Genomic DNA, 13,977 nt, shown 5'->3' on the forward strand with positions numbered 1-13,977 from the left:
CTGTCCGGTAGGACCAGGACGCCGGAGGACTACGACGTCGGCAGTTGCTTCCCGTAGTCCACTACCTCGTCCTTCTCCGGCTCCTCCAGGGTGAAGTCCTTGCCCCACTCGGTCAGGCGGAGCGTGCCGGCGCCGCCGGCCCGGGCCAGTCGGAGCGGGTAGGGCCTGCCCTCCAGAGAGACGTCGAGTGTGCCGCCGGAGCCCTTGTCGCCGGTGATGCGGATCGTACGGATGCCGGACTGCTCGTGGTGGCCGTCCGTGGCAAGGGTGCCGTGGAGGGTCAGGAGGCCCTCGAGGAGTACGTTCTTGTCCGTGAAGCCGCTGAAGCGCTGGTAGGCGGGGTCGCCCTTCGGGACCTTGACGTACATGCCGCCGAGCTTGTCGGCGGCCTCCGTGTCCCCGTGGCCGGCGCCGCCCTTGCCCTCCTCGTGGTCCCAGAACGCCTTGTCGGCCTTCAGGAACAGATGCTCGCCGACCCGCAGCAGCCTGAAGTCCATGTTCTTGGAGGTGACCGAACCGGTGCCTCCGTTGGACTTCAGCCGCATGTCGAGCTTGTACGTACGCCCGTTGCTCACCACCGAGCCGGAGAGACGGACCGCGTCCGCGGCCCCGGCAGCCTTGGCCGTCCTGGCCTGGATCTCGTCGGCGGGAAGCTTGCCGACGCCGTTCGTGCCCGCATTCGGGTCCTCGCCACCGCAGCCCGTCAGTCCTGTACCCGTCACGATCAGGGCACACATCGCGCTCAGCAGCGCCGCCCTAGGGGTACGACCAGAGGGAATCGCAGTCACAGGTGGGGCCGCCTCTCGTACGGGGTCCTCAGCGGTGTACCGCAGCGTACCGGTGCCGCCCACGCCCGTCGGAGCCAGTCCTTCCGGACCGCTCACCAGGGCGTATCCGACCGGGACGGGCTAGCCTGAAGCCCATCCGAGCGGACAATTGGGATATCCAGGCAGTACGTACTCGCCGAGCGAAGCAGTACCCCCGACGCCGTACGAAGCAGTGCGCACCCGCAGTACGAAAAGGAGGCGCGAGCATGGCCGCAGGCGCCCCCCGGATCTTCGTCTCGCACCTCTCCGGCACCGCCGTCTTCGACCCGAACGGCGAGCAGGTGGGCCGCGTACGCGATCTGGTCGCCATGCTGCGCGTCGGCAACCGCCCGCCCCGCCTGCTCGGTCTGGTCGTCGAGCTGTCCACGCGCCGCCGCATCTTCCTGCCGATGACCCGTGTGACCGGCATCGAGTCGGGCCAGGTCATCACGACGGGCGTCCTGAACATGCGGCGCTTCGAGCAGCGGCCCACCGAACGGCTCGTGCTCGGCGAGCTGCTGGACCGGCGCGTACGGCTCGTGGAGAGCGAGGAGGAGGTCACGGTCCTCGATGTGTCGATCCAGCAGCTGCCGGCCCGCCGGGACTGGGGGATCGACCGGGTCTTCGTACGGAAGGGAAGGAGCGGGGCCTTCCGGCGCAGCAGGGGCGAGACGCTGACCGTGGAGTGGTCCGCCGTGACCGGCTTCTCGCTCGACGAACAAGGGCAGGGCGCGGAGAACCTGCTCGCCACTTTCGAGCAGCTGCGCCCGGCCGACCTCGCGAACGTGCTGCACCACCTCTCGCCCAAGCGGCGCTCGGAGGTGGCCGCCGCACTCGACGACGACCGCCTCGCCGACGTCCTCGAAGAACTGCCCGAGGACGACCAGATCGAGATCCTCGGCAAGCTGAAGGAGGAGCGCGCCGCGGACGTCCTGGAGGCGATGGACCCCGACGACGCCGCCGACCTGCTGGCCGAGCTGCCGGAGGCCGACAAGGAGCGGCTGCTGCAGCTGATGCGCCCGGACGAGGCGGCGGACGTGCGGCGGCTGATGGCGTACGAGGAGAGGACGGCCGGCGGTCTGATGACGACCGAGCCGATCGTGCTGCGGCCGGACGCGACGGTCGCCGACGCGCTGGCCCGGATCCGCAACGCCGACCTCTCCCCCGCCCTCGCCGCCCAGGTGTACGTGTGCCGCCCGCCCGACGAGACGCCGACCGGCAAGTACCTCGGCACGGTCCACTTCCAGCGGCTCCTGCGCGACCCGCCGTACACGCTCGTCGGCTCGCTCCTCGACGACGATCTCCAGCCGCTGGCCCCGGAGGCCGCGCTACCCGTGGTGGTCGGCTTCTTCGCGACGTACGACATGGTGGCGGCGCCCGTCGTCGACGAGAGCGGCTCGCTGCTCGGGGCGGTCACCGTGGACGACGTACTCGACCACATGCTGCCCGACGACTGGCGCGAGACGGAGTTCCACCTCGACGAGGAGACGGCCGAGGGGACCGAGGGGACCGGGAGAGCCGAGGGGGCCGCCCATGGCTCCTGAGCGCGAGGCCCACCAGCGGGTCCCCGTGGGCGCGGCCGCGCGGCCGCGCATCCGGCTCGACCAGCCGCTGCCGCCGCGCCGCCGGTTCGTGCCCGAGTGGGACCCGGAGGCCTTCGGACGGCTGTCGGAGCGGATCGCACGGCTCATCGGCACCGGGCGGTTCCTCGTCTGGATGACGGTCGTCATCATCCTGTGGGTGCTGTGGAACGTCACGGCGCCCAGCGACCTGCGTTTCGACGAGTTCCCGTTCATCTTCCTGACCCTGATGCTCTCGCTCCAGGCCTCGTACGCCGCCCCGCTGATCCTGCTTGCGCAGAACCGGCAGGCCGACCGCGACCGGGTGAACCTCGAACAGGACCGCAAGCAGAACGAGCGGTCGATCGCGGACACCGAATATCTGACCCGCGAGATCGCCGCGCTGCGCACCGGCCTCGGTGAGGTCGCCACCCGCGACTGGATCCGCTCCGAGCTCGAGGACCTGGTCAGGGGGCTGGAGGAGCGGCCGCCGGAGGGACGTGTCGTATTCCCGGCGGAACATCCGCGCGGACGTGATGTAGGCGACCACTGACAGGGCTTTCCGGGGGTGGGTGAAAGCGCCGTACCATCGTCCGTATGGCTACGGAAGACGCGGTGCGTGAAGCACTGGCGACGGTGAACGACCCCGAGATCCAGCGACCCATCACCGAGCTGGGGATGGTCAAATCGGTGGAGATCGGTGCGGACGGTGCGGTCGCGGTCACCGTCTATCTGACCGTCTCCGGCTGCCCGATGCGCGAGACCATCACGGAGAACGTGACGAAGGCGGTCTCGGCGGTCGACGGTGTCACGCGGGTCGACGTCACGCTGGACGTGATGAGCGACGAGCAACGCCGTGAGCTGACGGCCGCCCTGCGCGGCGGCCAGGCCGAGCGTGAGGTTCCGTTCGCCAAGCCGGGCTCACTCACCCGCGTCTACGCGGTCGCCTCCGGCAAGGGGGGCGTCGGCAAGTCGTCCGTGACGGTCAACCTCGCGGCGGCGATGGCGGCGGACGGTCTGAAGGTGGGTGTGGTCGACGCGGACATCTACGGCCACTCCGTGCCGCGCATGCTGGGCGCCGACGGTCGTCCGACGCAGGTCGAGAACATGATCATGCCGCCGTCCGCGCACGGCGTGAAGGTCATCTCGATCGGCATGTTCACCCCGGGCAACGCGCCGGTGGTCTGGCGTGGCCCGATGCTCCACCGCGCACTCCAGCAGTTCCTCGCGGATGTCTACTGGGGCGACCTGGACGTCCTGCTGCTCGACCTGCCCCCGGGCACGGGCGATATCGCCATCTCGGTCGCGCAGCTGGTCCCGAACGCGGAGATCCTGGTGGTGACGACCCCTCAGCAGGCTGCCGCGGAGGTCGCGGAGCGGGCGGGCGCCATCGCCGTCCAGACCCACCAGAAGATCGTCGGCGTCGTGGAGAACATGTCCGGCCTCCCCTGCCCGCACTGCGACGAGATGGTCGACGTGTTCGGGACGGGCGGCGGCCAGAGCGTCGCCGACGGCCTCACGCGCACGACGGGCGCCACGGTGCCGGTCCTCGGCGCCATCCCGATCGACGTCCGCCTGCGCGAGGGCGGCGACGAGGGCAAGCCGGTCGTCCTCACCGACCCCGACTCCCCGGCGGGTGCGGCCCTCCGAGCCATCGCAGGCAAACTGGGCGGCCGCCAGCGCGGCCTCTCGGGCATGTCCCTGGGGATCACCCCGAGGAACAAGTTCTAGGGCTTCGAAAGGGGGCGCCGTCCAAAGACGGCGCCCCCTTCCCCGTAACCTCGCCGGCTAGGCGTACGCTCCGATGTCCTTGATCAAGGCGAAGCCAAGCCCGTACGCGCTCATCCCCCGCCCGTACGCGCCCAGGTGAACGCCCTGCTGGGTGGAGCCCGCGAGAACCCAGCCGAACTCGGACTCGCGGTAGTGGAAGGTGCTGGGCACCCCGTCCACGGGGAGGGACAGCGTCGACCAGTCGGGGCCGGTGAGGTCGTCCGCGAGGACCCACGCCGTCTCGGTCTGCTGATCCACCCAGTCGTCCCGCAGCGTGTGGTCCATCTGGCCGGGCCACGTGACGGACAGCAGGCCCACACCCGCGAGCCAGGCCGCGGACGAGACCGACGTGGCCTCCAGGAGCCCCGTGCCGTCGGCGCTGCGCCGCACGGGGTTGGCCGCGACGGTGACCACCACCGCGAAACGCTCCTTGGCGTCCTTCGCCGACCCTGCCGTCCCCTCACTGCGTATGGACGGCTCGTCGCCGTGCCCGATCGAGCCGTGCTCGACGGCACCGTCAGCCGCGGTGCCGACCTGCATCAGCCAGCGCGGCCCCGTGAAGGCCTCGTCGAGGCCGTACCACGGGAAGGGCGCCAGTAGGTAGCCGTCGACCGTACGCCGGTCGGAGGGGGCCTGTTGTCCGCCCTCCGCGTCCGACGCCTCCGCGCCTACCCGACTTGTCGTCTCCATCTGCCCGGACGCCTCCTTGCTCTCGTCGGACCGAAGCGGCCCGCCCCCCTCGGGCGTCCTTCCGGTCCGCACAACAACTAGGCAGGATAGCCACAGCTTAGGAGCAGGCCGCGAAACCGGTCGGCTCGTGGGGCGTGTACGCGTCAGATTCGGACCGCCGTGAGCAGGCGGAAACCCAGGCGGCGCAAGGCTTGCGCCTCAGGTGGCGTCCGCGTCGAACGGGGGACGCTCGGCCGATTCGAGCTTCTCGCGCTTCTTCGTCATGTCGACGGTGCCCGAGCCCGACGAGGAGGAGGACGAGGATGACGACCCGTCGGACTCGCGGCTGTGCACCGCGTCCGTGACCTCGGCCATCTCCTTCTTCAGGTCGAAGCCGTTGCGGATCTCCTTGAGCCCCAGGTCCTCGTTGTCCAGCTGCTTGCGGATGAACGTCTTGGGGTTCAGGTCCTCGAACTCGAAGTCCTTGAACTCCGGACCGAGTTCCTGGCGGATGTCCTCTTTGGCGCTCTCCGAGAAGTCACGGATCTTGCGAATGGTCCGCGAAACGTCCTGGATCATCTTCGGGAGCTTCTCCGGGCCGAAGACGAGCACGGCAAGGACAACGAGCGTCACCAGCTCAAGCGGTCCTATGTCATTGAACACCTTGCAGCTCCTCGCGATGTCCTCGGCCCGCGGCGGGTTTGTCCGTGGTCCGGGCCGGGTCCACGGTACCCGCCGTTCCTGTCTGTCCGGTACTGTCCCGGGACCTCCGGCCGCGTGTACACGCCGGGTTTTCCGGGATGTTTGCCTTGTCGGGCGGTACTTCGACCCGCTCCCTGTGAAGTTTCTGTCAATCGCCCTGTCAGCTGCCGTCGGCGGAGCCGAGGACGAGGGTGACCTTCCGCTCCTTGCCGTCGCGCTCCAGCGTCAGCTCCAGGCGGTCGCCGGGACGGTGGGCGCGGGTCTTGACGATGAGCTCCTCACCGGAGTGGACGCGCTGGCCGTCGACCTCGGTGACGACGTCTCCCGCCTTGAGGCCGGCCTGGTCGCCCGGGCCGCCCCGAGTGACTGCCGGGCCGCCGTCCTTGCCCTTGTCGCCGACGCGGGCGCCGTCACCCGCGTAGTCCATGTCGAGCGTGACGCCGATCACCGGATGGGTGGCCTTACCGGTGTTGATCAGCTCCTCGGCCACGCGCTTGCCCTGGTTGATGGGGATGGCGAAGCCCAGGCCGATCGAACCCGCCTGGCTGCTTTCCAGGTCGGAGCCGCTGTCGGCGGAGCGGATGGCGCTGTTGATGCCGATGACACGGGCCTTGGAGTCGACGAGGGGCCCGCCCGAGTTGCCCGGGTTTATCGGGGCGTCCGTCTGCAGCGCGTCGACGTACGAGACATCGCTGCCGCCGCCCGACTCCCCGCCCGCGGTGATGGGCCGCTCCTTGGCGCTGATGATCCCGGAGGTCACGGTGTTCTCGAGGTCGAAGGGGGCGCCGATGGCCACGACGGGGTCGCCGACCTGGACGTTGTCGGAGTTGCCCAGCGGCAGGGGCTTGAGGCCGCTGACGCCGGTCACCTTCACCACGGCGAGGTCGTAGCCGATGTCGCTCCCGACGACCTTGCCCTTGGCGGTCTCGCCGCCGCTGAAGGTCACGGAGATCTCGCCGTTCGATCCGGCGGGCTCCACCACGTGGTGGTTGGTGAGGATGTGTCCCCGTTCGTCGAGCACGAACCCGGTGCCGGTGCCCTGCGCCTCCGACCCGCGCACATGCAGGGTCACCACGCTGGGCAGCGCGCTGGCCGCGATCCCCGCCACACTGTCCGGCGCGCGCCCCTCGGCCTCCGCCCCGGCCTGCGGCAGCTCGACGTCGTCGATCCCGCCGTTCCGCTCCAGATACGCCCCTACGGCGCCTCCCACGCCTCCGGACACCAACGCGATGAGTACGGCCCCGAGGACCAGCATCCGCTTGGCCCGCCTACGCCGCCCGCCCGTGCTTTCGACCGCTGCCCCGTTCTGCTGGAGGGGAGCGGCGGCCCAGGGGTCGTAGTGCTGCCAGGGGCCTTGGGGCTGAGAGCCTTGGGGCTGCGGACCTTGGGGCTGAGGACCTTGAGGCTGCGGGCCATGGGCCTGCGGGCCAGGGATCCGCGGGCCCTGGGTCTGGGGATCTTGTGCGTGGCTGTGCTGATGGCTCGCATGAGGGCCGGTATGAGGACCGTGCAGCCCCTGCGCCGGCGGGGGGACCGGGGCGGTGGGCGAGGGTATGTGCGTGCCGTAGGCGGGGCTGGGGGCGCCCTGGGCGGGGCTGGAGGTGCCCTGGGCGGGGCCGGGGTTTCCATGGATCGGGGCCGCGACCCCGACCGGGCTGTTCGGCGGCGGAGTTGCCGCCTGCCCAGACACACCGCGATCAGCGCTCGCCCCGGGTATGGCGGTACCGTGCGCCGGTGTCCCCGGCGCAACGGCCGTACCGTGTGCGGGAGTTGCCCCCGGATGCTGCACCGGCGGCGCGGGCGCCCAGGGACCGGGCTCACCGTACGGCGGCGTGCTGTAGGGGTCGGGGTCGTGCAGGGGCTTGGGCCGCTCACCGGACGCGGGCTCACGTGAGCCAGGATCACTGGACGGGCTCGCGCCACCGCGCACCTCGTCCGAAACGGAACCGCCCGACACCGAACCCCCTGACACCGAACCGTGCGCACCACCGTCGGATCCGGCCCGGACAGGCGCGGCCCCCGCGGGCCGCTCCAGCTCGAAGTCCCCGTCGGTGTCGCTCCCGCGAAGCCCGCCCGCGGCATCCGCCGCGTACCCGGCCGGAGCAGGGGCCGGGGCGCCGTCGACCGGCGCCGTCTCGTCCCCGGCGGGGCCGACCTCATCCCGCTCCACCGCGGCAGCGGAATGTGCCCTGGGCCGGCTCCACCACTTCGGCTTCGCGGGCTTCCCCTCGTCCATGCTCTCCCCACACCTGGCCCGCGGCAGACCCGTCGCCGGTCGCCGCGGATTGTCGACTCCGCGCCCCGGTTCCCTCCGGCTGGCGCGGCCCATCCCTGGATTCAACCAGGTTCACGGGCCGCCGCGCAGACGACGGGGTCAGCGCGAGGGGGGAGGCGCAGCTGAGGCCGACGAGTCGGGCATCGGCACGGCCGGCAGCCCGGACGTCGCGAACTCCGACGCCGTCGACCATGAGGTCAGCGTGACCGGCGGGGGCGTGCTGAGCGGCCGTATGAGCGGGGACATCGCGGCGGCGCCGGCCACCACGGGTGTGGTGAGCTCCGGCAGGGATTCCATGCCCTGATCGACCGGCTGGGGTGCGCCGGGCATCAGCGGCGCGGCCGCCTCGGTCGGCGTGCCCAGGTCCGCGCTGAAGGAGCGCTGTCCCTGCGCGAGGAGCGGCCCCGTGCCACGGCGGCGCTGCGACTCGGGGGCCATCGCACCGGCCGTGCCCTGTGTGCGCATCGGCGTCACGTTGCTGCCCGAGCCCGAGGGGCCGCCCCGCGCGTCCGTGGTGTCAGCGGGCACGCCGGTCGTCACACCGCCGAGCGCGATGGCGGCGAGCGACACCGCCCCGGCCGCGACGAACGCGAAGCGCAGCCCACGTGAGGCCGACCGGTCGGCGTCACGTCTGCTGATGTCATGGATACGGAATCCGTGCTGCTCCGACGGCAGCATGGAGGCGTGGGGTCCCGACGGCACGTACTCGAACGGTTCCGGCTTCACTCCGAAGAGGCCGGACGATCCGAAACCTCCTCCGCCCAGCCGAGAGCCGCCCCCGTCCCCGTCACTTCCCCCGGGCAGCCCCTGAAGGCGGGCCAGGAAACTCTCTGAGGGAGGCGGTGGGGCCGCCTCCGCGAACACGTTCTTCAGGCGTCGCTGCTCGTCGGCCTCGGCCTTGCACTTCGCACAGGTGGCGAGGTGGGCCAGGACGCGCTCGCGCGCCTCATGACCGAGCTCTCCGTCCACCAGGGCGGAGAGTCGGTCTCCCAGGTGCTGCTCTGCAGGCGTAGGACGTGATCCACTCACGCGGTCGCGCCCCCTCCTCCCAGTGCGGGCACTCCGGTGATCGCGAAGCCGCGCCGCTCGGCGCGGGCCTCGGGCGACCGGTGGGCGAGGGCCTTGCGCAGCTGCGAACGGCCGCGGTGGATCCGGCTGCGGACCGTGCCGAGCTTGACGCCCAGGGTCGCGGCGATCTCCTCGTACGAAAGCCCCTCGATGTCGCAGAGGACGACCGCGGCGCGGAACTCCGGCGCGAGCGTGTCGAGCGCCTGCTGGACATCGGCGTCGAAGTGGGTGTCGTTGAAGACCTGCTGTGGGGATGGCTCGCGGCTGGGCAGCCGCTCGGCCGCGTCGTCGCCGAGCGCGTCGAAGCGGATGCGCTGCTTGCGGCGCACCATGTCCAGGAAGAGGTTCGTGGTGATGCGGTGCAGCCAGCCCTCGAAGGTGCCCGGCGTGTACGTCGACAGGGAGCGGAAGACCCGGACGAAGACTTCCTGGGTCAGGTCCTCGGCGTCGTGCTGGTTGCCGGTCAGGCGGTAGGCGAGCCGGTAGACCCGGCCGCTGTGCATGCTGACGATCTCCTCCCAGGTGGGCGGAGTCCACGCCTGCGAGTCCGCTTCGGACGTGAAGGTCGCGGTCTGAGCGGAGTCAGCGGTGCGGGAACGGTCAGCGATGTTGTTCACGGATTTCGGCTCACCCGCCGATCTGAGCAGGCGCCTCAGCACCCCTCCTCGATCCACAGGCGCAGCCGCACCTCCCCTGTCGGCTCTGGTGGTGTCCAGTGGAGCCCCTACCATAGCCACCTCGCCCGTTAGCTCCGGATAAGCGGTTTTACGAGAATTTGATGCGCGCTTTTGGGGCTGCGTCAGCACTTGCTCGGCGTCCTGATCCATCTCTTTCCCCCCGCGTCGTTCCCCACCCCTCTAAACGACCGGTCCCATCTGCGGGTTCCCGACGCCAACGGATACAGTCACGCCCAGGCAACCACGGGGACAGGAGAGGGCCATTACCGGCAACCGGCAGACGAGCTGGGCGTTCGCCGACGCCTTTGTCGCCGAGGACGACGCGCTGCACTGGGCCCGGGACCGGGCCCAGGAGGTCGGCCTGCGCTCGGTGTCGCCCGGCACGGGCGCCGCGCTGCGGTTGCTCGCCGCCACCGTGGGCGCCAAGGCGGTGGCGGAGATCGGGACCGGAACCGGAGTCTCCGGAATTCATCTGCTGCACGGTATGCGGCCCGACGGCGTACTGACCACCGTGGATACGGAGCCGGAGCGCCAGCAGTTCGCCCGGCAGGCCTTTCGGACCGCCGGCTTCGCCAGCAATCGCGCCCGCTTCATTCCGGGGCGCGCCCTGGACGTCCTGCCCCGGCTCGCGGACTCCGGATACGACCTCGTCTTCTGCGACGGGGACCGTCTGGAATATCTGGACTATCTCGCTGAATCGTTGCGCCTGCTGCGTCCGGGCGGCCTCGTCTGTTTCGAGGGCGTCTTCTCGAACGGCCGGACCGTGGACTCGGGCCCTCAGCCCACGGAGGTACTGCGCCAGCGCGAGCTGCTGCGCGCGGTCCGCGAGAACCAGGAGCTGGTGCCCTCGCTGCTGCCGGTGGGCGACGGCCTGCTCTGCGCGGTCAAACGCTGATTGAGGCATCGAGTTGCCCGGGCCCGGCGAGTGAGCCGAAAAGCGGTTGACAGGTACGCGACGAGCCAAGTTTCCGCCCCAAAAACGAGCCGAGCCGAAAAAAACTGCCCCGGCACCGCAAACCGCGGTGCCGGGGCAGCTAAAAGGTATGTCGCTTCCGCTCAGCCGACGACCTTCTTGAGGGCGTCGCCGAGCGCGTCGGCCTCGTCAGGGGTCAGCTCGACGACGAGCCGACCGCCGCCTTCGAGCGGAACGCGCATGACGATGCCCCGCCCCTCCTTGGTCACCTCGAGCGGGCCATCGCCCGTCCGCGGCTTCATGGCCGCCATGCTCGTTCCCCTTCCTGAAACCAGCTCATCCTCGCCGACGGCCCCTTGATGGGCACGCGTCCTCTTGTCGGACGCGCGTCACCGGCATCGAACACATTGCTTCCAGGCCATTATCCCGCATCTCAGGACCCGATGACCAACATCAGTCGGCATCGCTTGCGCAACGCGCTTGAGCAAAACCACTCAATTCGCCGATGTGACTGCGATACTGCGCCACCGCATCGACTTTCGGGCGCGGGAATTCTTTGACGCAGGTCACATGTCCGCACCCTGCCGTCCTTCATGATCTCCGCCATGCTGTCCTCAGACGATGACCGAGCCGCGACAACGGAGGGGATCCACCATGGCCGACACCGTGCTCTACGAGGTGAGCGACGGACTCGCGACGATCACGCTGAACCGCCCCGAGGCGATGAACGCGCTGAACACCGAGACCAAGGTCGCCTTCCGGGACGCGGCGCAGGCGGCAGCGGCGGACGACTCCGTACGGGCGGTGCTGCTCACCGCTGCCGGTGACCGGGCCTTCTGCGTGGGCCAGGACCTCAAGGAGCACATCGGCGGGCTGCTCGCGGCGCGTGAATCGGGCGGCGCCCAGGACCAGGGCGGGGTCATGAGCACGGTGCGGGAGCACTACAACCCGATCTTGCGGGCCCTGACCGGGGCGGCGAAGCCGGTCGTGGCGGCGGTCAACGGTGTGGCGGCCGGAGCCGGCTTCGGCTTCGCTCTCGCCGCGGACTACCGGATCGTCGCGGACACTGCCTCCTTCAACACCTCGTTCGCGGGGGTGGCGCTGACCGCCGACTCCGGCATCTCCTGGACGCTGCCGCGCGTCGTCGGTCCCGGCCGGGCCGCCGACCTGCTGCTCTTCCCGCGCAGCATCACTGCCCAGGAGGCGCACGACCTCGGTATCGCCAACCGCGTCGTCCCCTCCGCCGACCTGGCGGCCGAGGCCCTGAAGCTGGCCCGCACGCTGGCCGAGGGGCCGACCCTGGCGTATGCCGCGCTCAAGGAGTCCCTTGCCTACGCGCTCTCCCACTCCCTGGACGAGACGCTGGAGAAGGAGGACGAGTTGCAGGCGCGGGCGGGGTCTTCCGAGGATCACACGATCGCTGTGCAGGCTTTCGTCAACAAGGAGAAGCCGAAGTATCTGGGGCGGTGACGCAGCACCGGGCAGTTACGGGGCGCTTCTGGCCACGCAGTCCGCCAAGTGGTCGTCGACCAGGCCGCATGCCTGCATCAGGGCGTACGCCGTGGTCGGGCCGACGAAGCGGATACCGCGCTTTTTGAGGGTCTTGGCGAGGGCCGTCGACTCGTCGGTGACCGCGGGGACGTCGGCGAGGGTCTTCGGGACCGGTCGGGACGCCCGATCCGGCGCGTACGACCAGATCAGCTCGTCCAGCTCCCCGGGGGACCAGTCGGCGAGCACGCGCGCGTTGGCGAGCGTCGCCTCGATCTTCGCGCGGTTGCGGATGATGCCCGGGTCGGCGAGCAGCCGCTCCTTGTCCTCGTCCGTGAAGGCCGCCACTTCGGCGATCTTGAAATCGGCGAAGGCGGCGCGGAAGCCCTCACGGCGGCGCAGGATCGTGATCCAGGACAGGCCGGACTGGAAGGCCTCCAGGCACAGCCGCTCGTACAGGGCGTCGTCACCGTGGACCGGACGGCCCCACTCCTGGTCGTGGTACGTCACGTAGTCCTCGGTCGACAGGGCCCAAGGGCAGCGCAGGGCGCCGTCGGGTCCCTTCAGGGCGTCGGTCACCGCTGGTCGTCCTCCGTGGGCTTCTCCAGGGAGTGGGACCCCGGCGCCCTGGCTCCGGCCAGCGCGGTCTCCAGGTCGGCGATCCGGGCGTCCCGCTCGGCGAGCTCGGCACCGAGGCGGCCCAGGGCGTCGTCCACATCCCCCATGCGGTAGCCGCGGACGGCCACCGGGAAGCGGAGCATCTCCACATCGGCGCGGTGCAGCGGGCGGTCGGCGGGCAGGGGATCCTGGAAGCGCTCGGGCGAGGCCTCGGGCAGGGCGCCGCTCTCCCCGCCGCCCACCACGGTCAGGGTCACCGCGCCGACCACCACGACGAGGGCGACAACCAGGAACAAGAACATGAACATCGCTGAGGTCCCCACGCTCTGTTGTCGGCTGCTGCCGACAGCGATTGGTGCCGACGCGGACGCGTCGGCGCGGAAAGTGTCAGGCTCCGATCGTGCCATGCGACGCTGACAGTCAGGGTCGCAGGCGGCCGAACAGCGAGAACTACTCGGAGAGGCCACAGGGGATGCTCAGGCTGGGCAGGCGCGAATTCGACGCGCACGAGCCGGTGATCATGGCGATCGTGAACCGGACCCCGGACTCCTTCTACGACCAGGGGGCCACGTTCCGCGACGAGCCCGCGCTCGCGCGCGTGGAGCAGGCGGTGTCGGAGGGCGCGGCGGTCATCGACATCGGCGGGGTCAAGGCCGGCCCCGGGGAGGAAGTGACGGCCGAGGAGGAGGCGCGGCGGACGGTGGGGTTCGTCGCCGAGGTGCGGCGTCGCTTCCCCGACGTGATCATCAGCGTCGACACCTGGCGGCATGAGGTCGGCGAGGCGGTCTGCGAGGCGGGGGCGGATCTGCTCAACGACGCGTGGGGCGGCGTCGATCCGCGGCTCGCGGAGGTCGCCGGGCGGTACGGGGTCGGGCTGGTGTGTACGCATGCGGGGGGTGCGCGGCCGCGCACCCGTCCGCATCGGGTCGCTTACGACGACGTGATGGCCGACATCCTGCGCGTGACGCTCGGGCTCGCCTCGCGGGCCGTGTCACTCGGGGTGCCCCGTGAGTCGGTCCTCATCGATCCCGGGCACGACTTCGGCAAGAACACGCGGCACAGTCTGGAGGCCACGCGTCGGCTGGGCGAGATGGTCGGGACGGGGTGGCCTGTGCTGGTGTCCCTGTCCAACAAGGACTTCGTCGGGGAGACGCTGGACAAGCCGGTGAAGGAGCGGGTGCTCGGGACGCTGGCGACCACGGCCGTGTCGGCTTGGTTGGGTGCGCAGGTGTACCGGGTGCACGAGGTGGCCGAGACCCGGCAGGTGCTGGACATGGTCGCGTCCATCGCCGGCCATCGGCCGCCCGCGGTCGCCCGGCGGGGGCTGGTGTAGCGGTTTGATCGCCCCCGCCGCCCCTACCCGTCCCATCCTCATCCTGGGGGCTGCGCCCCCAGACCCCCGCTATCGGCCTGAACGGCCTCGTCCTCAAAC

At 70.6% G+C, this 13,977-nt stretch carries 15 protein-coding genes; 6 read left to right on the top strand and 9 right to left on the bottom strand.

Annotated elements, in window-relative coordinates:
• Nucleotides 1–29: 29 nt before the first annotated feature.
• The gene (locus FGD71_RS43835) at nucleotides 30–788 is read right to left on the bottom strand and encodes a hypothetical protein (protein ID WP_119106201.1); all 759 of its coding nucleotides are present in this window, start codon (nucleotides 786–788) and stop codon (nucleotides 30–32) included.
• Between the two features lie 245 nt (nucleotides 789–1,033).
• On the opposite strand from FGD71_RS43835, the gene FGD71_RS43840 reads away from it, so the two are divergent.
• Genes FGD71_RS43840 through FGD71_RS43850 form a run of 3 tightly spaced genes read left to right on the top strand, consistent with a single transcriptional unit; the run spans nucleotide 1,034 to nucleotide 4,096 of the window.
• A complete protein-coding gene (locus FGD71_RS43840; RefSeq protein WP_119106186.1) occupies nucleotides 1,034–2,350 on the top strand; it encodes a magnesium transporter MgtE N-terminal domain-containing protein in 1,317 nt (438 codons plus the stop codon).
• Nucleotides 2,340–2,918, top strand: coding sequence for a DUF1003 domain-containing protein (locus FGD71_RS43845; protein ID WP_119106187.1), 579 nt, complete (start codon nucleotides 2,340–2,342; stop codon nucleotides 2,916–2,918). The genes FGD71_RS43840 and FGD71_RS43845 overlap by 11 nt, the downstream gene beginning before the upstream one ends.
• A 44-nt stretch (nucleotides 2,919–2,962) precedes the next feature.
• Nucleotides 2,963–4,096, top strand: a complete 1,134-nt coding sequence (locus FGD71_RS43850; RefSeq protein WP_119106188.1) for an Mrp/NBP35 family ATP-binding protein — start codon at nucleotides 2,963–2,965, stop codon at nucleotides 4,094–4,096.
• A gap of 57 nt (nucleotides 4,097–4,153) precedes the next feature.
• On the opposite strand, the gene FGD71_RS43855 is transcribed toward FGD71_RS43850, so the two are convergent.
• The 5 genes from FGD71_RS43855 to sigE form a co-directional block, all read right to left on the bottom strand.
• Nucleotides 4,154–4,825 carry a hypothetical protein gene (locus FGD71_RS43855; RefSeq protein ID WP_162931397.1) on the bottom strand — a complete coding sequence of 224 codons (672 nt, stop codon included), beginning with the start codon at nucleotides 4,823–4,825 and terminating at the stop codon, nucleotides 4,154–4,156.
• 198 nt (nucleotides 4,826–5,023) lie between these two features.
• The gene (locus FGD71_RS43860; protein ID WP_119106190.1) at nucleotides 5,024–5,467 is read right to left on the bottom strand and encodes a sec-independent translocase; all 444 of its coding nucleotides are present in this window, start codon (nucleotides 5,465–5,467) and stop codon (nucleotides 5,024–5,026) included.
• A gap of 199 nt (nucleotides 5,468–5,666) precedes the next feature.
• The gene (locus FGD71_RS43865) at nucleotides 5,667–7,742 is read right to left on the bottom strand and encodes a trypsin-like peptidase domain-containing protein (protein ID WP_119106191.1); all 2,076 of its coding nucleotides are present in this window, start codon (nucleotides 7,740–7,742) and stop codon (nucleotides 5,667–5,669) included.
• Nucleotides 7,743–7,880: 138 nt separating this feature from the next.
• A complete protein-coding gene (locus tag FGD71_RS43870) occupies nucleotides 7,881–8,810 on the bottom strand; it encodes an anti-sigma factor family protein (RefSeq protein ID WP_119106192.1) in 930 nt (309 codons plus the stop codon).
• A complete protein-coding gene (sigE, locus tag FGD71_RS43875) occupies nucleotides 8,807–9,508 on the bottom strand; it encodes an RNA polymerase sigma factor SigE (RefSeq protein ID WP_119106193.1) in 702 nt (233 codons plus the stop codon). The genes FGD71_RS43870 and sigE overlap by 4 nt, the downstream gene beginning before the upstream one ends.
• 214 nt (nucleotides 9,509–9,722) lie before the next feature.
• On the opposite strand from sigE, the gene FGD71_RS43880 reads away from it, so the two are divergent.
• The gene (locus FGD71_RS43880) at nucleotides 9,723–10,421 is read left to right on the top strand and encodes an O-methyltransferase (protein WP_119106194.1); all 699 of its coding nucleotides are present in this window, start codon (nucleotides 9,723–9,725) and stop codon (nucleotides 10,419–10,421) included.
• Nucleotides 10,422–10,582: 161 nt separating this feature from the next.
• Here FGD71_RS43880 and FGD71_RS43885 read toward each other — a convergent pair whose 3' ends face one another.
• A complete protein-coding gene (locus FGD71_RS43885; protein WP_003966491.1) occupies nucleotides 10,583–10,750 on the bottom strand; it encodes a DUF3117 domain-containing protein in 168 nt (55 codons plus the stop codon).
• Between the two features lie 343 nt (nucleotides 10,751–11,093).
• Here FGD71_RS43885 and chcB point away from each other — a divergent pair, with 343 nt between their 5' ends.
• On the top strand, nucleotides 11,094–11,909 hold the full coding sequence (gene chcB / locus FGD71_RS43890; RefSeq protein WP_119106195.1) for a 2-cyclohexenylcarbonyl CoA isomerase: 816 nt from the start codon (nucleotides 11,094–11,096) through the stop codon (nucleotides 11,907–11,909).
• Nucleotides 11,910–11,924: 15 nt separating this feature from the next.
• Here the strand turns inward: chcB and FGD71_RS43895 are convergent, their stop codons facing one another.
• Together FGD71_RS43895 and FGD71_RS43900 are read right to left on the bottom strand one after the other, a co-directional pair.
• Nucleotides 11,925–12,506, bottom strand: a complete 582-nt coding sequence (locus FGD71_RS43895; protein WP_119106196.1) for a DNA-3-methyladenine glycosylase I — start codon at nucleotides 12,504–12,506, stop codon at nucleotides 11,925–11,927.
• Entirely contained in the window at nucleotides 12,503–12,853 is a 351-nt protein-coding gene (locus FGD71_RS43900; RefSeq protein ID WP_119106197.1) for a DivIVA domain-containing protein, read from the bottom strand. The genes FGD71_RS43895 and FGD71_RS43900 overlap by 4 nt, the downstream gene beginning before the upstream one ends.
• A 164-nt stretch (nucleotides 12,854–13,017) precedes the next feature.
• Between FGD71_RS43900 and folP the strand changes: the two genes are divergently transcribed.
• Nucleotides 13,018–13,878 (top strand): dihydropteroate synthase, encoded by an 861-nt coding sequence (gene folP / locus FGD71_RS43905; RefSeq protein WP_119106198.1) that lies wholly within the window; start codon nucleotides 13,018–13,020, stop codon nucleotides 13,876–13,878.
• Nucleotides 13,879–13,977 lie beyond the last annotated feature (99 nt).

This window comes from Streptomyces sporangiiformans, assembly GCF_005768555.2.
Lineage (GTDB): Bacteria > Actinomycetota > Actinomycetes > Streptomycetales > Streptomycetaceae > Streptomyces > Streptomyces sporangiiformans.